This is a genomic window from Streptomyces sp. NPDC058257, from assembly GCF_042881845.1.
Taxonomy (GTDB): domain Bacteria; phylum Actinomycetota; class Actinomycetes; order Streptomycetales; family Streptomycetaceae; genus Streptomyces.
Genome location: NZ_JBHVXJ010000027.1, coordinates 1 through 21,909 on the forward strand (window position 1 = coordinate 1; position 21,909 = coordinate 21,909).

21 protein-coding genes and 2 pseudogenes are annotated in these 21,909 nt (G+C 70.3%); 5 read left to right on the top strand and 18 right to left on the bottom strand.

The window, feature by feature from the left end:
* The 4 genes and pseudogenes from ACFVXC_RS38070 to ACFVXC_RS38085 form a co-directional block, all read right to left on the bottom strand.
* A partial coding sequence (locus tag ACFVXC_RS38070) for a hypothetical protein (protein WP_389915395.1) occupies positions 1–214 on the bottom strand: 214 nt, incomplete at its 3' end.
* Between the two features lie 146 nt (positions 215–360).
* A complete protein-coding gene (locus ACFVXC_RS38075; protein ID WP_389915398.1) occupies positions 361–780 on the bottom strand; it encodes a p23/wos2 family protein in 420 nt (139 codons plus the stop codon).
* A gap of 591 nt (positions 781–1,371) precedes the next feature.
* A pseudogene (locus ACFVXC_RS38080) lies at positions 1,372–1,740 on the bottom strand (transposase); the annotation flags it as partial.
* 8 nt (positions 1,741–1,748) lie between these two features.
* The gene (locus tag ACFVXC_RS38085; protein WP_389915400.1) at positions 1,749–2,657 is read right to left on the bottom strand and encodes a pirin family protein; all 909 of its coding nucleotides are present in this window, start codon (positions 2,655–2,657) and stop codon (positions 1,749–1,751) included.
* A 96-nt stretch (positions 2,658–2,753) separates the two neighbouring features.
* Here ACFVXC_RS38085 and ACFVXC_RS38090 point away from each other — a divergent pair.
* Positions 2,754–3,128: pseudogene (locus ACFVXC_RS38090) on the top strand (carboxymuconolactone decarboxylase family protein); the annotation flags it as partial.
* A gap of 160 nt (positions 3,129–3,288) precedes the next feature.
* Here ACFVXC_RS38090 and mnhG read toward each other — a convergent pair.
* The 9 genes from mnhG to ACFVXC_RS38135 form a co-directional block, all read right to left on the bottom strand.
* On the bottom strand, positions 3,289–3,660 hold the full coding sequence (gene mnhG, locus ACFVXC_RS38095; RefSeq protein ID WP_389915402.1) for a monovalent cation/H(+) antiporter subunit G: 372 nt from the start codon (positions 3,658–3,660) through the stop codon (positions 3,289–3,291).
* The gene (locus ACFVXC_RS38100) at positions 3,657–3,965 is read right to left on the bottom strand and encodes a monovalent cation/H+ antiporter complex subunit F (RefSeq protein ID WP_389915404.1); all 309 of its coding nucleotides are present in this window, start codon (positions 3,963–3,965) and stop codon (positions 3,657–3,659) included. The genes mnhG and ACFVXC_RS38100 overlap by 4 nt, the downstream gene beginning before the upstream one ends.
* Positions 3,962–4,570, bottom strand: coding sequence for a Na+/H+ antiporter subunit E (locus ACFVXC_RS38105; protein WP_389915407.1), 609 nt, complete (start codon positions 4,568–4,570; stop codon positions 3,962–3,964). Before ACFVXC_RS38105 ends, ACFVXC_RS38100 begins: the two co-directional genes overlap by 4 nt.
* Positions 4,567–6,192, bottom strand: coding sequence for a Na+/H+ antiporter subunit D (locus tag ACFVXC_RS38110; RefSeq protein WP_389915409.1), 1,626 nt, complete (start codon positions 6,190–6,192; stop codon positions 4,567–4,569). The genes ACFVXC_RS38105 and ACFVXC_RS38110 overlap by 4 nt, the downstream gene beginning before the upstream one ends.
* Positions 6,189–6,764 (bottom strand): Na(+)/H(+) antiporter subunit C, encoded by a 576-nt coding sequence (locus tag ACFVXC_RS38115; RefSeq protein WP_389915411.1) that lies wholly within the window; start codon positions 6,762–6,764, stop codon positions 6,189–6,191. Before ACFVXC_RS38115 ends, ACFVXC_RS38110 begins: the two co-directional genes overlap by 4 nt.
* Entirely contained in the window at positions 6,761–9,652 is a 2,892-nt protein-coding gene (locus ACFVXC_RS38120; RefSeq protein WP_389915414.1) for a Na+/H+ antiporter subunit A, read from the bottom strand. Before ACFVXC_RS38120 ends, ACFVXC_RS38115 begins: the two co-directional genes overlap by 4 nt.
* Before the next feature lie 161 nt (positions 9,653–9,813).
* Entirely contained in the window at positions 9,814–10,509 is a 696-nt protein-coding gene (locus ACFVXC_RS38125; protein ID WP_389915416.1) for a GNAT family N-acetyltransferase, read from the bottom strand.
* Positions 10,506–11,369, bottom strand: coding sequence for a class I SAM-dependent methyltransferase (locus ACFVXC_RS38130; RefSeq protein ID WP_389915419.1), 864 nt, complete (start codon positions 11,367–11,369; stop codon positions 10,506–10,508). Before ACFVXC_RS38130 ends, ACFVXC_RS38125 begins: the two co-directional genes overlap by 4 nt.
* A gap of 71 nt (positions 11,370–11,440) precedes the next feature.
* Positions 11,441–12,487: an NAD(P)/FAD-dependent oxidoreductase gene (locus ACFVXC_RS38135; protein ID WP_389915422.1), complete on the bottom strand. Its 1,047-nt coding sequence runs from the start codon at positions 12,485–12,487 to the stop codon at positions 11,441–11,443.
* A 96-nt stretch (positions 12,488–12,583) separates the two neighbouring features.
* On the opposite strand from ACFVXC_RS38135, the gene ACFVXC_RS38140 reads away from it, so the two are divergent.
* Both ACFVXC_RS38140 and ACFVXC_RS38145 read left to right on the top strand, forming a co-directional pair.
* Complete coding sequence (locus ACFVXC_RS38140) at positions 12,584–13,174, top strand: helix-turn-helix domain-containing protein (RefSeq protein WP_389915424.1); 591 nt, start codon at positions 12,584–12,586, stop codon at positions 13,172–13,174.
* A 108-nt stretch (positions 13,175–13,282) separates the two neighbouring features.
* Entirely contained in the window at positions 13,283–14,155 is an 873-nt protein-coding gene (locus ACFVXC_RS38145) for a class I SAM-dependent methyltransferase (protein WP_389915426.1), read from the top strand.
* A gap of 4 nt (positions 14,156–14,159) precedes the next feature.
* On the opposite strand, the gene ACFVXC_RS38150 is transcribed toward ACFVXC_RS38145, so the two are convergent.
* Positions 14,160–14,720 (bottom strand): TetR/AcrR family transcriptional regulator, encoded by a 561-nt coding sequence (locus tag ACFVXC_RS38150; RefSeq protein WP_389915429.1) that lies wholly within the window; start codon positions 14,718–14,720, stop codon positions 14,160–14,162.
* Between the two features lie 111 nt (positions 14,721–14,831).
* On the opposite strand from ACFVXC_RS38150, the gene ACFVXC_RS38155 reads away from it, so the two are divergent.
* Positions 14,832–16,088 carry an MFS transporter gene (locus ACFVXC_RS38155; protein ID WP_389915432.1) on the top strand — a complete coding sequence of 419 codons (1,257 nt, stop codon included), beginning with the start codon at positions 14,832–14,834 and terminating at the stop codon, positions 16,086–16,088.
* Here ACFVXC_RS38155 and ACFVXC_RS38160 read toward each other — a convergent pair.
* Both ACFVXC_RS38160 and ACFVXC_RS38165 read right to left on the bottom strand, forming a co-directional pair.
* Positions 16,082–17,260, bottom strand: a complete 1,179-nt coding sequence (locus ACFVXC_RS38160) for an FAD-dependent oxidoreductase (protein ID WP_389915434.1) — start codon at positions 17,258–17,260, stop codon at positions 16,082–16,084. The two genes, ACFVXC_RS38155 and ACFVXC_RS38160, sit on opposite strands and share 7 nt — an antisense overlap.
* Before the next feature lie 92 nt (positions 17,261–17,352).
* On the bottom strand, positions 17,353–18,918 hold the full coding sequence (locus ACFVXC_RS38165) for an MDR family MFS transporter (protein ID WP_389915436.1): 1,566 nt from the start codon (positions 18,916–18,918) through the stop codon (positions 17,353–17,355).
* A 167-nt stretch (positions 18,919–19,085) separates the two neighbouring features.
* Here ACFVXC_RS38165 and ACFVXC_RS38170 point away from each other — a divergent pair, with 167 nt between their 5' ends.
* Positions 19,086–19,688 carry a TetR/AcrR family transcriptional regulator gene (locus ACFVXC_RS38170; protein WP_389915439.1) on the top strand — a complete coding sequence of 201 codons (603 nt, stop codon included), beginning with the start codon at positions 19,086–19,088 and terminating at the stop codon, positions 19,686–19,688.
* Positions 19,689–19,700: 12 nt separating this feature from the next.
* Here the strand turns inward: ACFVXC_RS38170 and ACFVXC_RS38175 are convergent, their stop codons facing one another.
* Both ACFVXC_RS38175 and ACFVXC_RS38180 read right to left on the bottom strand, forming a co-directional pair.
* Positions 19,701–20,366: a histidine phosphatase family protein gene (locus tag ACFVXC_RS38175; protein WP_389915442.1), complete on the bottom strand. Its 666-nt coding sequence runs from the start codon at positions 20,364–20,366 to the stop codon at positions 19,701–19,703.
* A 142-nt stretch (positions 20,367–20,508) separates the two neighbouring features.
* Positions 20,509–21,852, bottom strand: a complete 1,344-nt coding sequence (locus ACFVXC_RS38180; RefSeq protein WP_389915445.1) for a fibronectin type III domain-containing protein — start codon at positions 21,850–21,852, stop codon at positions 20,509–20,511.
* Positions 21,853–21,909 lie beyond the last annotated feature (57 nt).

The following is a 21,909-nucleotide window of genomic DNA, read 5'->3' on the forward strand; positions in this document are numbered from 1 at the left end:
ACACGGAGCAGGCCCGGACCGACCGCAGTCCGGGCCTGCTCCGTGTGGTGTGCCGCTGCTGCGTCAGGGCCGGTTGCGACGGTCCCGGACGCAGCAGCAGGGAGATCGGGCGGCGGTAAACGGCTTCGAAGCCCACGTCGAGCAGGACGGCATCGGTAGCAGCCTGCGCCTGGGCGTCAGCCCGGCCGAGACGGCCGCCGCGCGGCCGTCTCACCAAGCGGTCCAGGGCCTGTCCGATGGGTCGTATGAGCTGATCAGAACCCGTTCGTGAACCCGTGCTGCTGAAGGGGAACGGGGACGCTGCGGGAGAAAGAGGCGTGGCCCCGTTTGCTGGCAACGGGGCCACGTACGACAGGGCAGTTAGCGGAGAACGTCGGCGAAGTCATCGTCGCCGGCGGGATTGCCCTGCTCGTCCTCATCCACCCACTTGCTGAAGTCCGTCTTGATGAAGGGGGACCTCGTTTTCTCGCTCGTCAGGCGGGGCCAGTACTCCAGCTCCGTCTCGCGTTTTTGTAGCACGAGCGACAGGCCGCGTGTGCTGAGCTTCTTGGTCGACCGCTCCGGGACGATGTCGGCGTGGAGCTCCAGGTCGAAGGCGTAGTCGCGGCGGTCCGTCCCCCGGCCTGCCGAGGCGCTGAACGTGACCCGCCTGGGCTGCAGATCGAACCTGAGCGTCTCCTCTTCGATGTGTGGGAGGTTGACGGTCAGGAACACCACGTTCCTGGACTCATCGGTGTCACTGCTGCGCTGGGCCCACAGGACTTCGGGGTGGATGCTCACGAGCGCCCCCTTCACGTTCGTAGTTGGTCGACTACTTAAAGTAGCAGCCGGAATGGGAGGGATACGTACGGATCACCCGAATATGGCCCCTGGCGCCCAAGTCAACGTGCCCCACCGGCACCTTCCGGCGTGTTCACGAACGGGTTCTCAGGGACGTGGCCTGCTGTTCGCTGGAACTAAGGGGGGATCGCATGTCACGCGATACAGCCGAGGCAGAGGCAAGGATGAAGGGGATCACGTTTCCGGCTGGCACGGAAAGCACTACGTGTCCCTGGCTGAGCTACTGGTTCGCCTCGGCAGCTTCGGCTTGGACCTCACGTGGCGCGTCGAGTTCGACGAGATCGTCGATCCTCGCTGTGTCGAGATGGAGAGGCAGTCCGCCGACGCCGGCATGGACACGTTGACCTTGTGTCGCTGACGACTTCCTCCATCTGATCGATGCCGAAGCGTATGGGTTCGCCGGGGACGAACTGGTGCTCGTTCTGACCGAATTCGACAACTCCTCGTGGGACGTCAGGGCTGTCGACGAGCGCATACTCAGCGAACTTCGCCACCACTACCCGGGTGTCAAGGATCTCTGAACGGGGCCCTTCACTCCGGATGGAGCCATAGGCAGATCGCCACCACGGTGACCGTTCCGTGGAAGACGTACGCCCGTTTGTCGAAGCGCGTGGCGACGGCGCGGAAGCTCTTGAGCCGGTTGATTGTCCGCTCGACCTCGTTGCGGCGCCGGTAGTTCGCCTTGTCGAACTCTGTGGGCCGACCGCCTTGGCTGCCGCGGCGGCCGGCGGTTGGCCCGCTGGTCTCTCGGCTCGGGGATCGTGTGCTTGATCTGGCGTCTGCGCAGGTGCCGCCGGTTGCGGCGTGACGAGTACGCTCATTTCGCCCGATATGGTCGGGCCGGGTGCGCGGTCGTCCACCAGCCTGCCGGGGGACGCGGATCTCTTCGAGGACGGGAATCGCCCAGCTCAGCGCACACGACCCCGCGGTTTCAGCGGCACTGACGGCAGTTCCGGGGCGGGGAGCGGATCACCGTCATACCCCTTCACCTCACCGAACCGGGTCCCGCTCATCCAGTCCGAACGCGCCCGTGCGATATCCTCCTGGGACCGCCCGATGAAGTTCCACCACATGACGATCCGCTCCTCGAACGGCGCTCCGCCCAACAGGACCAACCGGGCCCGGGAGTTCGTCTCGTTCGTCAGCGTCAACGTGTCGTGGCCCGTGCCGAGGTATCCCAGATCCGCGGCGTGCAGCGATGTTCCGGCCATGCGGACCGCCCCCTGGTCGACGAGCAGTCCGTGCTCGAAGCCGGCGTCCGTCTCCAGGGTCGTGGTCGCTCCCGGATCGAGGAGGATTTCGGCACCGAGCAGGGGCGTGAAGGTCGGCACCGGCGAGGTGTCACCGGCCAGGGACCCCAGGAACACGCGTATGTCCGCCCCGCCGACCCGGACCGGGGCGGGCACATGGTGCCGGAAGTCCCGGCCGGTGTCCCGGTGTCGCCCGGGGAGCGCCACCCACAGTTGGACGCCGTGGAGGATCGTGGTGCTCGGCGTGGAGACCTCCGTGTGGCTGATGCCGTGCCCGCCCGTCATCAGGTTGAGCTCTCCGGGCCGCACCATGGCGTGGCTGCCCATGCTGTCGCGGTGTTCGATCTCCCCGCTGAACAGCCAGCTCACGGTCTGCAGGCCGATGTGCGGATGCGGGGCGACATCCATGCCGCCCGACACGGCCACGTCGTCGGGGCCGTAGTGGTCGACGAAGCACCAGGCCCCGATCAGCGTCCGAGCCCGCTGCGGCAACGTACGCCGTACGGTCATCGCCCGCGGCCCGCCCAAGGGCACGTCTCTCGCCGACAGCACCTCGACGTCGCTCATCGCACGCCCCTCCTCAAAAGTGGTTCTATATTCAACAACTACGCCTGATACTAAGTCCTGTCGCTCCTGAAGCGCACAGCAGACCGGAAGACGGACGAGGCCGGTCTCGACCGCATCCTCGTGGAACTGATCAACCTCCGCGTCTCACAGATCAACGGCTGCGCCTACTGCCTCGACCTCCATACCCGGGCGGCGCTGCGGGCGGGCGAGACCACCCGGCGTCTGGGCGTGCTGGAGGCCTGGCGTGACACCGAGTTGTTCACGGATCGGGAACGCGCGGCCCTCGCCCTGGCCGAGGCGACCATCACACCGGCGGACAGCACCCTGCAAGCGAGCGCCTACGACACGGCACGCGAGCTCCTCACCGACGACGAGCTCTCCGCGGTCATCTGGGTGGCGATCGCCATCAACGCCTTCAACCGCGTCTCCATTCTGAGCAAACACCCGGTGCGCGCGAACCCCGCACCGTGATCGCGAGGACGCTCCCCCGGGCAACGCCGGACGTGGACGAGGAGTGGACCACCGTCTCTAGGGGCCGACGGGCAGCGTACGGGCGAGGGTCGTTCGCGGTCGGCGTCCGGGCGGCGGTGGTGTTCCCCGAGTACGGCGCTCTCCCCGGAGGCTCGAATTTCTACGACCCGTCGTCCCGGTTCGCCGCGACCGACTGCGCCCCGGCGAGCTCGTCGAAGAGCAGGGCGCAGTCGCCGGTCTGCCCCGTGCGGTAGGCGACGCGCGCCACCAGGTGCGCGGCGACCGGGCTTGTCAGGAGTTGGAAGAACACCACAAGGGCGAGCGTGCCCAGGTCGACCCACGAGCGCAGCCGCAGCGCGACGCCCGCGGTGAGCAGGAGGATGCCGAGCGTCTGCGGGTTGGTGGCGGCGCTGCTCCGGGCGAGGACGTCGGGCAGGCGCAGCAGGCCGATGACGCCGGTCAGGCAGACCAGGGCGCCGATGAGCAGCAAGGCCGCCCCTGCGACATCGGCCGCGTGGTGCCAGTTGCTCACGGGCCCTCCTTGGGCTGGGTGGTGGGCAGCTTGGGGCGGTCGCGTACGGCGATGAAGCGGGCGATGCCCACGGAACTCGTGAACCCGAGGAAGGCGATCACCAGCATGATCGACAGGTAGTAGCGGGTACGGGTGGAGGCCGCCTGCACCCCGATCCCGGCCACGATCAGTGCCGCGGCGACATCGAAACCCACCGCGCGGTCGAGCATGGACGGGCCGCGCCAGATACGGATCAACAGGAGTGCGCCCGCGAGCAGGATCACCGCCAGGGCGGCGTCGAGCAGGACGGCGTCCACAGAGGTCACGGCCGGGGGTCCTTTCGTGCGGGAGACGCGGGAGGTGCGGGAGGCACTGGAGGTACGGGTCCGGGGTCCACGGCGACGCGTGCGATCTCGGCGCGGGTACCGAAGGCCCGTACGACGAGTGACTCCAGGCGCCACGCGTCGCGGCGGGTGCGGCGTACCGCGTCGTTGTCGTCGGCGTCGGACATGTGCAGGTACAAGGTGGCGGTGGATCCGTTCACCTCGACCAGGGCACCGCCGGGAACGCAGGAGACGGCCACAGCGGTCGCCGCGATCATCAGGTCGGTGCGGCACCGCAGTTGGACGGCGATCACCGCGGCGGGGCGCCTGCGGCCGCCCAGGGCCTGGCGGGTCACCGTGGCGCTGGAGGCCACCATGTCGTACGCCAGATAACCGGCGAGCCGCAGGATGCCTAGCGGACGCAGGCGCAGGTCGAGTTCGACGGCGGGCAGCGGGAAGACCAGGCACAGCGCGACGGAGACGAGGATGCCGCTGACCAGGTTGCCCCAGGTCGGCCCCGACCACAGCAGCATCCAGATCACCGTGAGCCAGGCGATCAGCGACAGGTCGAGGCGGCGCGGGCGGCTCTTCGATTCAGGAGAACTCACGGGCCGAGCACCGCCGCGATGTACGGGGTCCGAGCGAGGATCTCAGCGGCCGAACGGTCGGCGATGCCCGTCAGGGGGGCGGCGAGCACGGTGTAGGAGAGGCCGAGCAGCACGGCGGCGACGGTCGCACCGACCATCACGCGTGGCACCCGAGCCGTGGTGCGGACGCAGGCGCCCGCGGGGGCGACGGCCACCGCGCCGGTGCTCCGGGGTCTCTCCGAAGCATCACTGTCGTCGCTGTCGTCGCTGTCGTCGCTGTCGTCGACGTCCTCCAACACTGTTCCCTCCAGAGGCAGTTGGGAGGGTGCGGCCCGCCAGAACGCCAGGTTCCACACCTTTACCATCACGTACAGCGTCAGGAGGCTGGCGACCGCGCAGGCGCCGAGCAGGACGTACGCGTCGGTGCCGCCGTCCGCCGCGCCCGCCCGCATCAGCCCCAGCTTGCCGATGAAGCCGGACAGGGGCGGGATCCCGGCGAGGTTCATGGCGGGCACGAACCACAGCACCGCCAGCAGCGGCGCGGTACGCGCCGCCCCTCCCAGCCGCGTCAACTCCGTTGTGCCGTAGCGCCTTTCGAGCAGTCCGGCAGCCAGGAACAGCGTCGTCTGTACGGTGATGTGGTGCGCCGTGTAGACGATGGCGCCACCGATGCCGTCCCTGCTGCCCAGTGCGATTCCGTACAGCATGAAGCCGATGTGGCTGACGAGAGTGAAGGAGAGCAGCCGTTTGAGGTCGGTCTGGGCGACCGCACCGAGGACCCCGATCAGCAGGGACGCGAACGCGACCGCCATGAACAGGAGTGAGAGCCGGTTGCCGGGGAACAGCAGGGTCTCGGAGCGCAGTATCGAGTACACGCCGACCTTGGTGAGCAGCCCGGCGAAGACGGCCGTCACCGGAGCGGGCGCCGTCGGATAGGAGTCGGGCAGCCAGGCGGCCACCGGGAAGACGGCGGCCTTGACACCGAACACGGTAAGCAGCAGCGCCTCGATCAACCCCCGTACGCCCATGGGCAGTTCGGACAGGCGGACGGCGAGCTGCGCGAAGTTGAGGGTGCCGCAGGCCGCGTAGGCGACCGCGATGCCCGCGAGGAACACCAGCGACGAGACGAGGGAGACGACGACGTACGTCGAACCGGCCCGCAGGCGCGGCTCGGTGCCGCCCACCGTGAGCAGCACGAAGCTGGCCATCAGCATGATCTCGAAGCCGACGTAGAGGTTCACGAGGTCGCCCGCGAGGAACGTGAGCGAGACCCCTGAGACAAGCACCAGGTAGGCGGGGTGGAAGACGGCGATCGGAGCGCGCTCCTCGCGGTCGACCATGTCCTGGCCAAGGGCGTAGATCAGGACGATGAGGGTGACGGCACCGGACACGGTCAGCATCAGCGCGGCGAGCCGGTCGACGACCAGGGTCACCCCGAGCGGCGGCGCGAAGTCGCCGAGGTGGACGACGAGCGGGCCCCCTCGGTCGGCCTCGACGAGCAGGACGATGTCGACGGCGAGGACGGCGGCGAGTACGCCGATGCCGATCAGGCGGTGCAGCAGGCGCAGCCGGGGCCCGATGAACATGCTCAGGCCGCAGGCGGTCAGTGGCAGCACGACGGGCAGCGGGACGAGGGCGTTCACCGGGGGTCGTTCTCCTGCCGTGCGGGGCTGGGCGGTCGGGGCGGGTCCGCGCCGAGGATGTCGTCCCACAGGTCGCCCGTGGCGTCCCGGGCGCGAGCCTGGAAGGCACGGTCGGCGCGCAGCCGGTGACGCTGCTCGCGGCGTTCGTCGCGCCAGGCGCGCGGCCCTTCGTCGCGGTGCAGTTCGCGCAGCTCGGCGCGCTCCTCGCGGATCTCCGCGCGCAGGACGACGCGCCGGTCCTCCACGTCGTCCGGCACGAAGTCGGAGCCGGTCAACTGGCTGCTGCGGTACACCATCGCGAGCAGGAACGCCGTGGTGGCGAGGGTGATGACGACGGCGGTCAGCGCGATGGCCTGGGGCAGCGGATCGGTGACCCGCGCGTGGGCGACACCCGGGTACAGGAGCGGCGGAGCCCCGGCCCGCCCGGTTGTGGCCAGGACAAGGAGATTGACGCCGTTGCCGCACACGATGACGCCGATGAGCACCCGGGTCAGGCTGCGGGTGTGGATGAGAACCGCGCCGACGGCCGTCAGGACGACGGCGCAGACCAGCAAGGTCAGGCTGACGGTCACCGTTCCCCCTCTCCGGCGAGCGCGAGCCCGGCCTTGGCTTCCGTCTGCTGGTCGATCTTCGATCCGAGGGCGCGGACGATGTCGAGGACCGCGCCGAGGACCAGCAGATAGACCCCCAGGTCGAAGAGGATGGCGGTGCCCATGTGCCAGTCCCCGATCAGCGGCAGATGCCCGTGCCACGTCCAGGCGTGCAGCACCGTCCCATCGGCGAGCCCCAGGAGCGCGACGCCTGTCGACAGGGCCAGGCCGAGCCCGGTGAAGAAGCCTGGGTGCGCCGGGGCCGCGGCCGCCAACTCGTGGCGACCGCCCGCGAGGTAGCGGATCATCAGGGCCACTCCCGCGACGAGTCCGCCGACGAATCCGCCGCCCGGCAGGTTCTCCGCGCACAGCAGCAGGTACACCGAGAGCACCAGGATCGGGTGGAAGACAAGACGGGCGATCACCTCGAAGACGACGGAGCGGTGTTCGGGCGCGAGGGTGTCACCGGCCATCAGCCAGCTGCGCTCCGGCGCGGCCTGCCGGTACTCGGGCGGCACCTGGATGGCGGGCGTCGCCAGGGACCAGGCCGTCACCCCGCCGGGCAGCGCGGGCGGCGGACCGGCTGCCGGGCCCTGTCTGCGGTGCACGTACAACAGGCTCGTCACGCCAAGGACGGCGACCGCGAGGACAGCCGACTCGCCCATGGTGTCCCAGGCACGGAAGTCGACGAGGATCGTCGCCACGACGTCCTTGAGGCCGTGGTGCGCCGTCTCCTCCGTCATGGCGGCCCCCGCCGGGTCCGCCGTCCGCGCGGCCGCCGCAAGCCATACGGCGCAGGCGACCACGACACTGCTGCCGAGCGCGAGCAGCAGGCTGGCCACGCGACGCCAGGACCGCAGCGACTCTCCGAAGTGCACGGGCAGCCGCCGCAGGACGAGGATCAGGACCACGGTCGAGACGGTCTCCACGCCGAACTGCGTGAGCGCCAGATCGGGTGCGCCCTGGACGACGTACAGAAGAGCCGTTCCGTACCCGGTCAGGCCCGCGAGCACGGCCGCCTTCATGCGGCGTTGCACGACCAGGCACATCAGGGCGCACGCGCTGGTCAGCGCGGCGACCGCGGCCTGCCACGGCGTGTCCCAGAGTCGGGGCGCGGGGGCGCCGTGCCAGGGGCGGTCGGTGACGAGGACGGCGATGAGCCCGGCGAGCACGACGCCCAGGATGGTGGCCACGTACGCGGGCAGTGACCCCTTCTGCACCGCGCCCGTCACCTGTAGCGCGGTCCGCTCCAGACCGAGCACGATCCGTCCGAACCCCTCGTCCGCCTTCGGCCACGCGATCCGCCGCCCCAGCCTGGCCATACCGTCCCGCCCCGCGAACAGCACGGCACCCCCCGCCCAGGCGAGCGCGGACAGACCGAGCGCGGGCCCGAATCCGTGCCACAGCGCGAGGTGATAGGGGCGCGCGGGGACGGGGTACTGCGCCGCGTACGCCTCGAAGAGAGGCGCCACCCACCCGATCCCGGGGCCGAGCACCAGCGAGCCCGCGGCGAGCAGCGCGGGCGGCGCGAGGAAGGCGGGGCCGACGCGGTGGACGGCGGTGTCGGCGACGCCCGGCTTACGGGCGAACGCGCCCCACAGGAAACGCAGTGTGTACGCGGTGGTGAGCGCGGAGCCCACCACGATCAGGGCAAGCACCCACCGCTCGGCGACACTGCCGTGCACAAGCGCCTCGAACGCGGCCTCCTTCGCCACGAACCCGAGCAGCGGCACCATCGCGATCATCGACGCGCCCGCGACGACGGCGACGACGGCCACCCATGGCAGCGCCCGCCCCACACCGGACAGGCGTCGCAGGTCGCGCGTCCCCGACGCGTGATCGACGATCCCGGTCACCAGGAACAGCGGCGCCTTGAACAGCGCGTGCCCGAGGATCATCGCCCCGGCCGCGAGCGCGGTGTTGTACGAGCCGTCCCCCGCGAGCACGACCAGGAAGCCGAGTTGGCTCACGGTCCCGTACGCGAGCACCAGCTTGAGGTCGTTGAGGCGCAGCGCGCGCCAGCCGCCAAGCAGCATGGTCGCCGTGCCCAGGCTGAGGAGCACCGGCCGCCACGGCGTGACGTCCGCGAACGCGGGGGCGAGCCGCGCCACCAGATACACGCCCGCCTTCACCATCGCCGCCGCGTGCAGATAGGCGCTGACGGGGGTGGGAGCGGCCATCGCGTTCGGCAGCCAGAGGCTCAGCGGCCACACCGCCGACTTGGCGAGCGCCCCGGCCAGGATCAGCACAAGCGCGACCGAGAGCGTGGCGTCGGCCGGGGGCGGCGACTGAAGGATCCGGGAGATCCGGTACGTGCCCGCCGCGTGACCCAGCATCAGGAATCCCACGAACATGGCGAGTCCGCCCACCGTGGTCACCGTCAGCGCCTGAAGTGCGGAACGGCGGCTCCCCCGCTTCTCGCTGTCGTACCCGATCAAGAGGAAGGACAGGACGGTCGTCAGTTCCCAGAACAGATACAGGGTCATCAGGTCGTCGGCGAGAACGAGCCCCAGCATCGCCCCGGCGAAGGCGAGGAGGTTTCCGCCGAACGCCCCCAACTGCCGCGTCCCAGGATCGAAGTAGCTCACGCAGTACAGCAGTACGAGCGCCCCGATCCCGGCGGCGAGTAGCACCATCACGAGGGAGAGCGCGTCGAGCCGGAACGCCACGTCGACGTCGTAGGCCTCGATCCACGACCACGCCTCGGTACGCGCTCCGCCGCCCGTCACCGTGCCCCACTGGCAGAGCGCCCAGGCGAGCGCTGCCGCGGGCGGCAGCGCGAGCACGATGAAAGCGCGCGGACCGGCACGGCGGACGAGCGGGGCGGCGCAGAGCGCCACGACGAAGTGGGCCAGGACCAAAACGGTCATGAGTCATGCATATCGGCAAGTAACCGACATATAGGGTGGGCGCGCCGGGGAGCTGTGCAGGGCTACGCAACTCCAGGGGGACGAAGTCCTTGGGCGGGCGCCGCCGAGCGGCGCGTCCGAGGCTCGCCTCGACGTCGTCCCTGTAGCGCGGCTCGCGATCCTCAGCGGCCGCGCAGTGCCTTCCAGTCGTCCTCGAGGATGGAGTACTGCACGATGTCGTGCCACACGCCGTCCACATGGCCGTAGTGCCGCAACCGTCCCTCACGGACCATGCCGGCCTTCTCGATGGCCCGCTGCGCGGCGACGTTCGACGGCATGAATCCCGACCAGACCCGGTGCAGGCCGAGCCGGTCGAATCCCAGGACGCCGAGCAGGAAGCCGATCTCGACGCTGTGGCCCACGCTCACCCGGTCGGCGCGCAGGGCCAGCCCCACCTCCGCGCTGCGGTAGCCGACGCGGACCATCCCGCCCTCGGACGACTGGTCCTCGACGATCAGCTTCGCCGAGCCGATCAACTCACCCGTGGCGATCTCGCTGACGCCGAGGCGGTAGTGCGAGCGCGGAGTCCGCCGAGCACCGGCCCTCGCCTGCTCGACGAGTGCCGCGGCGTCGTGGCGCCGAAAGGGCGGCATACCGAACTCGCGGGTCGTGCGAGGGTCACCGAAGATGTCGAGTACGCCTTCGACATCGCTGGGCACGAACTCCCGCAGGCGCAGCGTGGTGCCTTCGATGAGGACCGAACGCTGCTCCGACACCTCCGACACTCGCGGTGGCCATTCGTCGACCCGCGCCCGGCGCGGCTCTCGCGGAGCCCACCGGGGGGCTTGCTCCCGCTCGGCTTCCAGGCGATCCGTCATCTGTTGACTCCTTGGTGATGTTCTGTCAGGCCGAACGACACACGCGTGACCCAGAGCGGTTTGCGCGTGCGGATCGCAGGAAGGAAGTTGGCCAACGGCATGAGCCAGCCGCAGAGGAGCCCGCGGCCCCGTGGTTCGCGGACTCCCCGCACGGCCGCGATGTTCGGGTGCACCGTGCGCAGCTTCCGCCGCTCGCCCGGTGTCATCCCCCAGAGCATCGGCGGCGGACGGTACCCGGCGGGGTAACTCCAACGCCCCCGTACGGTGCGGGCGGCCATCCAGGCAGGCGGGGTGTCGAAGACCAGGTCCGCTCCGGGGAAGCGGGCGGCGCACCCCTCGATGAGCCGGTGCACCACATCCCGTGTGAGATACATCAGCATCCCCTGGGCGAGGATCAGCAGCCCTCGCGAGGCGTCGACCTCGTCCATCCACCGCGCATCGGTGGCCGAGCAGGGCAGCGTCCGGTGGCGTGGCGCGTCCGGCAGCAACCGCTGCCGCAACGCGGCGACTTCGGGCAGATCGACCGCGAGCCAGCGCACCCTGCCGTTGTCCACCCGCCAGAACTGCGTCTCCAGGCCCTCCCCGAGCGAGACGACCGTGCCGTCCGGGTGGTCGCTGAGGAAGCGGCGCACCTCTCGGTCGTAGCAGCGCGCCCGTACCGCCATTCCTTGTGCCAGGCCCCAGTTACCGGTGCCGAACCGCTGCTCGAAGGGGTAGTCGACCGTGTCGATGACCTCGATCGCCTTCGGGTCGAGCAGTGCCGAGCCAGGGTCCTTCGCGGCCAGAGCGCGGTGGTGCAACGTCCATAGCGTCGTCTCGGCGACGCCGTCCAGCTGGGCCTGCCGCTTCTGTCCGTCCATCCGGCGATGGTCACAACACCGGCGGCGCCCCAGCAAGGAGCGTCACTCCTCCGAGCGTATAGATCACTCCTTCAGTTGGGATTTCCCGTCGTGCCGTTCCCGGCCCCGAAACCTCCGCCGCGCCGTGCGGGGCCGAGGGCCGCTTCGGTGTCGGCGGCGACCAGGTCGGCGTTGATGCGGGCACCGGCCAGGGCGCCGGCCGCGGCGGAGGCGCCGACCTGGGCGGACAGATCGGTGGCGTTGCCCGCCACCCACACCCCCGGCACATCGGTGGCGCCCGCCGTGCCGGTGGCGAAGTGGCGGCCCATGCCGCCGGGCAGGTCCCGCATCGGCAGCCTCAGTTGGTCCAGGCCCTCGGTGCGGGCCCGCATGGTGGTGGCGACGGCGAGGACGCGCCGGGGCACAAGCCGTCCGTCGCCCAGGCGCACCCCCGCGATGTCGCCGTCCTCGGTGGCCACGACCTCGGTCACCGGGGTGTCGACCACCCGGATGTCGCGAGCGGCGAAGCGCGCACGGGTGTCCTCGTCGAGTCCGGTGCCGCGGGTGAAGTAGACGAGGTCGTCGGTCAACTGGCGGAACAGGAGCGCGTGATGGACGGAGGCCGGGCCCACGGCGAGGATCCCGATGGGCTCGTCGCGCACCTCCCAGCCGTGGCAGTAGGGGCAGTGCACCAGGCCGCGCCCCCAGTGCTCGGCAAGTCCGCGGACGTCGGGCAGGACGTCGCGCAGTCCGGTGGCGACGAGCAGGCGGCGCGCCGACAGCGTGCTGCCGTCGACGAGGGTGACCGTGAAGCGCGGTTCGCCCTCATCGGCCAAGGGGGTGGCGGGGGCCGCGGAGGTCACTTCCCCGGTCACGACAAGACCGCCGTAGCGGCGTACCTCCTCGCGCCCTCGGCGCAGCAGTTCGGCGGGCGGCGTGCCCTCCAGGCCGAGCAGGCCGTGCACGCCTTCGGCGGGTGCGTTGCGCGGGGTGCCGCTGTCGATCACGACGACCGAACGGCGGGAGCGGGCGAGCATCAGCGCGCCGTTCAAGCCCGCGGCGCCGCCGCCGATGACCACGGCATCGACGGTCTCGCCCGGCAGCTCGTCAGTGGCATACGCGGCAGTGGTCACAGACATGGCGTCGCGTCCTTCCTTTCACGCGAGCACCCGCGGTTCGGGGGCTTCGGTCACGACGATAGGCACGCTTTGCCGATAGGGCATACGCTATTGCCTATGACGCAAGACAATGGCGAGATGGACAGCCTGGTACGCAAACGGATCCGGGCCCTGCGGGTGGCGCAGGGCTGGTCCCTGGAGGAACTGGCCGCCCGCGCCAAGGTCAGCCAGTCCACGCTCAGCCGCATCGAGAACGGCCAGCGCCGCCTGGCCCTTGACCAGCTCGTCACGCTCGCCCGGGCTCTGGACACCTCCCTCGACCAGCTCGTCGAGACCGCCACCGACGATGTCATCACCAGCCCGGCGATCGACACGGCCCATGGGCTCATGCGCTGGCCGATCAAGGCGGAGCCCGGCATGAGCGTCGTACGCCAGCGCATGACGAACCCGCCGCCCGACAACCCCTCACGCATGCGCGCCCATCCGGGCCGCGAATGGCTCGTCGTCCTGTCCGGCACCGCGGTCCTGCTGCTCGGCAACCGGCGCCTGCGCGTCGAGACCAACCAGGCCGCGGAGTTCCCCACGATGCTCCCCCACGCCATCGGCGCCGAGGGCGGACCGTGCGAGATCCTGGGCATCTTCGACCGCGACGCCCGCCGCGGCCACCAACGCCAGGACAAGGGCGAGAGCGGCCGACCCGGCTCCTGACGCACCGGTCGGCCGCCCGTTGCGCGTACGGCACAGCCGCCGACCATCTTCTTGCGCGCTCCGGGATTCATGGTGCCGCCACAGCATGGTCGACTTAGCGTCGCCGTCATGACCCACGCTTCCTCACACCCGGCCCACGGCGGCGCCGACCACCACCTCTCCCCACACGAGCCGGACGCCGACGGCCAGGCGGAGATCCTCGATCTGGACGCGGAAGTGCTCGGCGCGCACACCGCGTCCATCACCGAGTGGCTGCCCCTCAAGGAGAAGCCGCGCCACATCGTGGACCTGGGATGCGGAACGGGGGCAGGCACTTTCGCCCTGCTCTCGCGCTTCCCCGACGCGCGGGTGACCGCCGTCGACACGTCGGCCAGTCATCTCCACCGCCTGCGGGCAAGGGCCGAGGCGCTCGGGGTGGCCGACCGGGTGCGCACGGTGCAGGCCGATCTCGACGCGGCCTGGCCCGACCTCGGCCGACCCGAGCTGGTGTGGGCGTCGGCGTCGATGCACCACATGGCGGACCCCGACCGCACCCTGGGCAAGGTCCATGATCTGCTCGCGTCCGGCGGCCTGTTCGCCGTCGTCGAGCTGGCGGACTTCCCGCGTTTCCTGCCCGCCGACGCTCCGGAGGAGCGGCCCGGCCTTGAGGAACGCTGCCACGCCGCCCTCGCGCACGACGCCGCCGCGCACGTGCCGCACCGCGGCGCCGACTGGGGGCCAAAACTGGCGGCCGCGGAATTCACCGTCGAGGGCGAGCGCACGATCACCGTGAACGTCGACGGCTCACGCGACGAGTCGGTCGGCCGGTACGCGCTCAGCAGCCTGAAGCGCCTGCGCGGCAGCGCCGCCCACGCCCTAGCCTCTGAGGACCTCGGCGCCCTGGACCGACTGCTCGACACCGAGAGCCCCTTCAGCCTCTTGCGCCGCAGCGATGTCGCAGTACGCACCGAACGTACCGTGTGGGCGGCGCGCCGAGCCTGACCTCCTAGGAAGCGCGACCGGCCGCGACGGCGCGGACGACGGCCGCCACGCCCGCCCGGTCGGTGGGCTGGGAGTCGACGGAGTTGTGGATGGAGAAGCCCTCCACCAGCGCGTCGAGCGCCCGCGCCGTCAGGGGGTCGAAGTGCCGGGCCAGGGACTGACGGCTGGCCTGCATCCAGGCGCGTACCACCTCGAGCAGTTCCGGGTGACGGGCGGCGAACGCGTACAGCTCGTAGCTGAGCAGCAGGTTGCGGTCGGTGCCCCACACCTTGCCGCAGATGATCTCGACGACGGCTTCCTGCGCCTCTTCGGGTGTGCGCGCCGCAGCGAGCAACGCCCCGTAGCGCATGGACACGGACTCGGCGAGGCGGGTGAACGCCTCGGTGAGCAGATGCTGCATGTCGTCGAAGTAGTAGGTCAGCGAGCCGAGCGGCACCCCGGCCGCCGAGGCGATCTTGCGAAAGGTCACTTTGATGGCGCCGTGCTCGGCGATGACGTCGAGCGCCGCATCGAGGATGCGCTCACGCCGCCGGGGGTCGTTGGGGCCGCGGGTGCTGCCAGTCATCCCTGTCGTCTGCCTTCTTCTTCCCGTATCCGAGTGTGTACATTTGTACATACCCCGACGTCGGCCCTGTCGCCGCCCCGAGCATTCTTCCGGATTCCGTGGAGCTTCCCCTTGATAGACCGCGCCGTGCGCCGACGCCGTCAGGCTCTGTATCTCTTTTTCTTCCTGCCGGGCATCTCCATGTCCTCCTGGGTCACCCGCACCCCTGACGTCCGCGATCAACTGGGCGTGTCCACCGGACAGATGGGGCTCGTCCTGTTCGGCCTGTCCGTCGGCTCCATGGGCGGCATCCTGTGTTCCGGGCGCCTCGTCTCAAGGTTCGGGACCCGGCCCGTGATCGCGCTCGGCACCGTCCTGATCATCGCAAGCATGGCCGTGATCGGAGGCGGCGGTTCCCTGCCGTCCGCGCCGCTGGTCGCCGCCGGCCTGTGCCTGTTCGGGGCGGGAATGGGAGCCGGTGAGGTGGCCGTCAACGTGGACGGCGCCGACGTGGAACGCCTCACCGAAACGACCGTCCTGCCCACCCTGCACGGCTGCTTCAGCCTCGGCACCGTCATCGGCGGCCTTGCCGGCATGATCGCCACCGCCGTCGGCTTCCCCGTCATCTGGCACCTGGTCGCCGTCGCCGCGGTCTCCGCAGGGATCTTGGTCTACGCCCTGCGCGCCGTCCCGGCCGGTATCGGGACCAGTGACACACCCCGCGCCGCGGGCGCGGCCCAGCACGCCGGACCCGCGGTGTGGAGGGACCGCAAGCTTCTGCTGATCGGCGGCATCGTCCTGGCCATGGCCCTGGCCGAGGGCGCCGCCAACGACTGGCTCCCCCTCCTCATGGTCGACGGCCACGGCCTGGACGCCGCCCTGGGTTCGCTCGTCTTCGTGGGGTTCGCCGCCGCGATGACCGTGGGGCGTTTCAGCGGCACGTTCTTCCTCAACCGCTTCGGAAGGGCGACCGTCGTACGCGCGAGTGCCGTTTCCGGTGCCATCGGGCTCGTGCTGGTCATCTTCTCCGACAGTGCCGTCGTGGCCGCGGCGGCCGTACTGTTCTGGGGACTCGGGGCGTCTCTGGGATTCCCCGTCGCTCTGTCCGCGGCAGGCGACTCGGGTCCCGACCAGACCGCGCGCGTGAGCCTGGTGGCCACCATCGGCTACGTCGCCTTCCTGGTGGGTCCGCCGTCCCTCGGATTCCTGGGCGACCACTACGGGCTGCGGTCCGCCATGGTGGTGGTACTGGTGTTCGTCGCCGCGGCCATCGCCATCGCCCCTGCCGCCGGCACCCGCGCCCCCGCCGTGGCGGGCGGCGGATACCCGCAGGACACGCCGTCCAGCGGCCCGGACGCCCCCACCTCCGCCGATCGTGAGCTTCAGTGACGCTGCGTCATATGGGCGAGGGTCTGTACGGCACTGTCGGGGGCGAAGGCGCTGTCGATGCCCTCCGCTGCTCCTTCGGCGGCTTCGACTGAGCGCGGCATGAGGGTCTTCTCGTACGCGGTGATGGCCTGATCGATGGTGGGGCTGTCGATGAGGGCGCGGGCGAGGTCGGCGCCGTCGAGCATGGCGAGGTTGGCGCCCATTCCTGAGAAGGGGGACATGAGGTGGGCGGCGTCGCCGAGGAGGGTGACGCCGGGCGTGTGGGGCCAGGTGTGCGGGACCGGAAGGGCGTACAGGGGACGGTTCGTGAATCCGGTGTCTGTTTCGGTGATGAGGCCGAGCAGGGCAGGGCTCCAGCCGGTGAACTCCCCTAGGAGGGCTTCGCGCACGGCGGCGGTGTCGGGTTCTGTGTCTGTGTCTGTGCCGGAGAAGTCGAGGCCCGCCTGCCGGTGCCAGTTCTCGTCGGTGCGCATGCCGACGTAGATACGGATGTGTCCACTGCTGTTGCGCTGGGCGACGAAGCCCTGGTTGTTGTCGAGAGCCATCATCGTGCCCGCGCCGGTGAGTTCGGCGAGGCCGGGGTGGCGGCGGTCGGCGTCGCTGAGGCCGGTTTCCACGAAGGTGACGCCGGTGTAGACCGGCTTCGCGTCGGACAGCATTCGGCGGACCTGCGACCAGGCTCCGTCGGCCCCGATGACGAGGTCGGCATCGGCGAACGTGCCGTCGTCGGCGAAATGGAGCCGGTGGACGCCATCGCCCAGGGGTTCGACGCGGGTGAGCTTGTTGCCCCAGCGTACGGTGTCCGGCTTGAGGGAATCGAGGAGGAGGTCGCGCAGTTGGCCGCGGTCGATCTCGGGGTTGCCCTCAGTGGTGTCGGCCTCGGGCGGGACCGCGCCGAACAGTATCCGGCCGTCCCGGCCGACCAGTCGCATCTGCTGGCCCTCGGGGCGGGCCGCGGCCAGGAATTCGTCCAGCAGCCCGGCCGCGCGCAGGGCGTGCTGACCGGAGTCCGGATGCATGTCGAGGGTGCCGCCCTGGTCGCGGGCGGTGCGGGAGGCGTCGACGTCGTGGACGGTGGCGGTGATGCCATGCTCCTGCAGGATGCGGGCGCAGGTCAGGCCGCCGGGACCGGCCCCGATGATCGCGATGCGGGGTGTGTGGGTGGTGTTCATGGTGGTGGTCCTCCGTTCGTGCGGCACGGAAGTGCCGCACTGTGGTGCGGTGCGATGCGGTGTTGTCCGGCGAGGTGTGCGCGGTGGTGGCGTCAGCCGGTCGTGGGGGCGGGGGCGTTCCGGGCCTTATCGGTGATGGGCGGCGGGCCCGCCTTCTGCAAGGGAACTTCGATGACGCGGAGCGCGGCGACGAAGGCGAGAGCACACAGGACCGCCCCGATGAGGAAGATCTGGTGGGTGCCGTCGGTGACCGCGGTGAGGTAGGCGTCCTTGGCCCCGGCGGGCAGCTTCGACACGGCAGCCGGGCCGGTCGCGGGGCCGACGCCTGGCAGGTGTGACTGGACGGCGCGGGTGAACAGCGAGCCGAAGGCAGCGATACCGAGCGAACCGCCCAGGGTGCGGAAGAGGTTCACCGAGCTCATCGCCGCACCCATGTCCCGCATGGCGACGCTGTTCTGCGCGACGGTGCCGGCCATCTGCAGGGTGAAGCCCAGACCGATGCCGACCAGGACCATGTAGAGCGCGGTCAGCAGCCGTGAGGTGCCGGTGTCCATGGTGGCAAGGAGTGCCAGGCCCACGGTCAGGAACGCGGTGCCGAGGATCGGGAAGATCTTGTACTTGCCGGTGGCGGACATGACCTTCCCGGCGAGGGTGGACACGATCACCACCGGGATCATCATGGGCAGCATCAGCAGCCCGGAGTTGGTGGCCGACGCGCCCTGGACGGTCTGCTGGAACAGCGGAAGGTAGAGCCCTGTACCGAACATGACCACGCCCGCGGCCAGGATCATGGCCACCGCGAGCGGATAGTTGCGGTGGTTGGTGAACACCGACGGGGGCAACAGCGGCTCGTCGGCCCGCTTCTCCGTGCGGACGAACAGGGCGAGGCCGATCACGGCGACGGCTCCGAGCGCGAGAATCTGCCAGGAGCCCCACATGTAGGTGGTGCCGGCCCAGGTGGCGGCAAGGACGACGGCGCCGATGGAGATCGTCAGCAGGGCGATCCCCGCCCAGTCGATCTTCGCGTTGATGCGCCGGGCGGGCACGTCAAGCATCAGCCAAAGCCACACCAGGGCGAGCAGGCCGAGCGGCAAGTTGACGTAGAAGGCCCAACGCCAGTCCCAGTGCCCCGTGATGAATCCGCCGAGGAGCGGGCCGCCGATGGTGCCGATGGCCATGACCGAGGCGGTCATGCCCTGATACTTGCCCCGCTCCCGGGGTGGCACGAGGGCGGCGATCAGGGTGAAGGCGCCCGCGCCGATGCCACCGGCGCCCACGCCCTGTAGGGCGCGGAAGGCGATGAGACCGGTCATGGACTGCGCGGCGCCGCACAGCGCGGAGCCGACGATGAATACGGCGATCGAGGCCAGGTACAGGGGCTTTCGGCCGTAGAGGTCGCCGAACTTGCCCCAGATCGGGGTGGTCACCGCGGTGACGAGCGTGTACGCGGTCACGACCCAGGACATGTGCTCGAGCCCGCCGAGATCTCCGACGATCGTGGGCATCGCGGTGCCCACGACCATGTTGTCGAGCATCGCAAGGAGCATCGCGAGCATGACGCCGAGCAACACCCAGCGCACGTTCTTCGGCACACCCGCAGGCCCGGTGGCAGGGCCAGCGGCGGGGGCGGTGGCGGGGAGAGACGCAGACGTGGACATGACTGATCGCTCCTTTCGGAGATCGGAGGTGACTAAGAGAGAAGAACGAGGAGAGAGCGGGCCGGGCGGTGGCTCACGGTCGGCCGCTACTTCAGAAGAGCACACCAGCTCAATAAGTGCAACGACTCAACTTTTAAAGCTGGGCAACCGAGGAGTAGGGTGTTGGTATGACCGACACCGAGACCGGAGCCCCGCCGGCTCCGATGGGGCGCCGCGAACGCAAAAAGGCCGCAACCCGCCAAGCCATCGCGGATGCGGCACTACGTCTGTTCCTGGAGCGTGGATACGACGATGTCGGTATCCGGGAGATCGCGGACGCCGCGGACGTGTCCACCACGACGTTGTTCAAGCACTTCCCGGTCAAGGAGGCCCTCGTCTTCGACGAGGACGCCGCGCAGGAAGCCCGCCTGCTCGCCGCCGTGCGCGAGCGGCCCCACGGCCAGTCCGTCCCGGCGGCGCTGTACGGGCACGCCTTGCTCCATCGCATGGCGGCCGCGGATGCCGACGCCCGCTTCACGCCCTTCTTCGACCTGGTCAACGGCACGCCGGCCCTGCGTGACTACGTCCAGAACATGTGGCTGCGCCACACCGCGGCGCTGGCCGGGGTCATCGCCGAGGAGAGCGGTCTGCCCGCGGACGATCCCGCCTGTACCGCCCTGGCTCACTTCGCCCTCGAAGCCCCGCGCGCCGCTCGCGGCCACGACGACCCCCGCGAGGCCATCACGCGCGCCTTCGACCTACTGGAGAACGGCTGGCGCGCCCTCGCCTGAACGCCGAGGGGTTCAGGCGGCCGGAACCGTGGCCTCCCCTGCCGGGCCACTGTCCTCGGGCGAGTCTCCTTCCGGGCCCAGCGGGCGGCCCTCCCACACCAGGGCATGCCAGCCCTTGTCGGGTGACCCCTCGAGGATGACCACGCCCGTGTTGGCCAGCGGATGGCCGGCCGAGTACGCCACGTCGACGTTGGCGGCCCGGGCGGCCACCCACATCCGGATCGCGGCACCGTGGCTGACCATGGCCACCGTCTCCACTCCCGTCGCGGCCGCGTCGGCGACGACGGCATCGAAGCGGCCCAGTGCCTCCACGCCGGTCTCACCACCGGGCATCCGGCGCTCGGTGTCGCCCCCGGACCAGGCGAAGGCCGTGTCGAGGTAGAGGGCGGCGGCCTCGTCGTCGCCGCGCATCTCCAGGTCTCCGGCGATCAGCTCCCGGATCCCGTCCCGGATCCGGACCTCAAGGCCTGTCGCGGCGGCCAGAGGCGCGGCCGTCAGCTGGGTGCGCCGCAGCGTGGAGGCGTACAGGGCGTCGATCTTCTCCCCCGCCAGGGCCTCCGGCAGCGCGGCGGCCTGCTCCTGCCCCAACGGCGTCAGACCCGGTCCCGGCGCCCCGGTGTCCAGGAGGTGCTTCAGGTTGGACGGGGTCTGACCGTGACGTATGAGCAGCAGGCGCATGCGGGGAGTACCTCCATGGGATGGAACAGACCCCTCCACTCTGCCACCACCGCCCTCGGGCCCGCGCTCGGCGCCACGACCGTGGCCTCTCCCGACAGCAGTGGGCCGGGAGGCCGGTAGCGGCCTCCGGGCCCCTCGTCCGTCAGGAAGTCGGCGAGGCCGACACCTCGGGCGACAGGGCGGCCTCAAGGCCGTCCTCGTTGTAGGCGGCGACGGCGTAGTAGTACTTCGTACCCCCCGTCAGACCGCGGTCCAGGTACTGCGAGCTACTCGTGGTGTAACTGACCTCGGCGTTCTCCTTGGTGACTTGGGGCTTCGTGGACCGGTAGACGCGATAACCGGCCACGGGTGCGTCGCCGCCGTCGGACGGCGGGACGTACCAGCTGAGCCGCACGCTGCCCGCGCCCGGTGTGACCTCGTAGATCTGCGTGGCGCCCGGCGGGCGCGGCTCCGTGTACGCCGGCTTGACCGATGCGGAGGCGGGCGAGGCGACGGAGTGCTGGGACGTGGCGACGACGGCGTAGTAGTAGTCCCGCTCGCCCTCGCCCTCTCCCACCGTGCCGGTGTACTCGGTACGTGTCGTGGTGGCCACGCGGTTGGCCGGGTCGGTCATGTCGACCGGGGAGGTCTTGGATCGGTAGACGGTGTAGGAGGAGATCGGTACGTACGGGCTCTGTGACCACGACAGAGTGAGCCGCTTGCCCACGAGCTGTGCGTTTCCGATGGCGGGGGCCTTGGGCGGCGTACCGGCGGTGACGGTTCTGGTGCCCATCACGTAGTTCGACGGCGTGGATTCGTTCCCGACGGCATCGACACCCCGCACCTCGTAGGAGTACAGGCGTCCTGGCTCACCCTTCGTGTCACGCAGGGTCAGCGACGTCGTCGAACCGACTTTGACGCGCTGGGCGTTGGGAGACTCGGCGCGGTACACCACGTACTTCACCGCGTCCGAATCGCCGGTGCGCCACGTCAGCGTCACACCGCGCTCGTCCTGGGCAGTGCGGGTGAGTTCCCGCGGCGCGAAGGGCGCGACGGTGTCCCGGGTGCCGCGGCGGGGTTCGGTGTAGGGCGAGACGTGTCCGGCGTCGTCCAGGGCGCGGACCTTGTAGGCGTACTCGACGTCGGGGTCGGCGTCACTGTCCGCATACGAACTCGTGGACACGGTGTCGAGCAGTGCGTACGGGCCGACCTCGTCGGGCTCGGTTCCCTCGGCCTCGGCGCGGTGGACCTCGTAGGCGGTGGCCGCGGAGAGCGAGCTCCAGGAGAGGGAGACGGCCTCGCGCCCGGAGTCGGCGCGGAAGCTCTCGGGGGCGTCGTACAGGGGATTGTCGGGCTGGCCCGGGTCGCCGCTCGCGCTGCCCGCCGAGTGGGTGGCAGCCGTGGCGGGTGCGGCGGCGTGCGCGGTGCCGGTGAACCCGAGAGCGAGGACGACGACAGCTGCCGCGGAGGCGACAGCTGCCGGTCTGAGACGGTGGTGTTGAGACACGGCTGACGTTCCCTTTCGGTGGAACCACGTACGGGTGTACGGGAGTTCGGGATGCAG

Excerpts from the sequence above, each read along its gene's own strand:
- ACFVXC_RS38085 (WP_389915400.1), bottom strand. The coding sequence starts at position 2,657 with ATGAGCGACGTCGAGGTGCTGTCGGCGAGAGACGTGCCCTTGGGCGGG.
- ACFVXC_RS38120 (WP_389915414.1), bottom strand. The coding sequence starts at position 9,652 with ATGACCGTTTTGGTCCTGGCCCACTTCGTCGTGGCGCTCTGCGCCGCC.
- ACFVXC_RS38125 (WP_389915416.1), bottom strand. The coding sequence starts at position 10,509 with ATGACGGATCGCCTGGAAGCCGAGCGGGAGCAAGCCCCCCGGTGGGCT.
- ACFVXC_RS38130 (WP_389915419.1), bottom strand. The coding sequence starts at position 11,369 with ATGGACGGACAGAAGCGGCAGGCCCAGCTGGACGGCGTCGCCGAGACG.
- ACFVXC_RS38135 (WP_389915422.1), bottom strand. The coding sequence starts at position 12,487 with ATGTCTGTGACCACTGCCGCGTATGCCACTGACGAGCTGCCGGGCGAG.
- ACFVXC_RS38140 (WP_389915424.1), top strand. The coding sequence starts at position 12,584 with ATGACGCAAGACAATGGCGAGATGGACAGCCTGGTACGCAAACGGATC.
- ACFVXC_RS38145 (WP_389915426.1), top strand. The coding sequence starts at position 13,283 with ATGACCCACGCTTCCTCACACCCGGCCCACGGCGGCGCCGACCACCAC.
- ACFVXC_RS38150 (WP_389915429.1), bottom strand. The coding sequence starts at position 14,720 with ATGACTGGCAGCACCCGCGGCCCCAACGACCCCCGGCGGCGTGAGCGC.
- ACFVXC_RS38160 (WP_389915434.1), bottom strand. The coding sequence starts at position 17,260 with ATGAACACCACCCACACACCCCGCATCGCGATCATCGGGGCCGGTCCC.
- ACFVXC_RS38165 (WP_389915436.1), bottom strand. The coding sequence starts at position 18,918 with ATGTCCACGTCTGCGTCTCTCCCCGCCACCGCCCCCGCCGCTGGCCCT.
- ACFVXC_RS38170 (WP_389915439.1), top strand. The coding sequence starts at position 19,086 with ATGACCGACACCGAGACCGGAGCCCCGCCGGCTCCGATGGGGCGCCGC.
- ACFVXC_RS38175 (WP_389915442.1), bottom strand. The coding sequence starts at position 20,366 with ATGCGCCTGCTGCTCATACGTCACGGTCAGACCCCGTCCAACCTGAAG.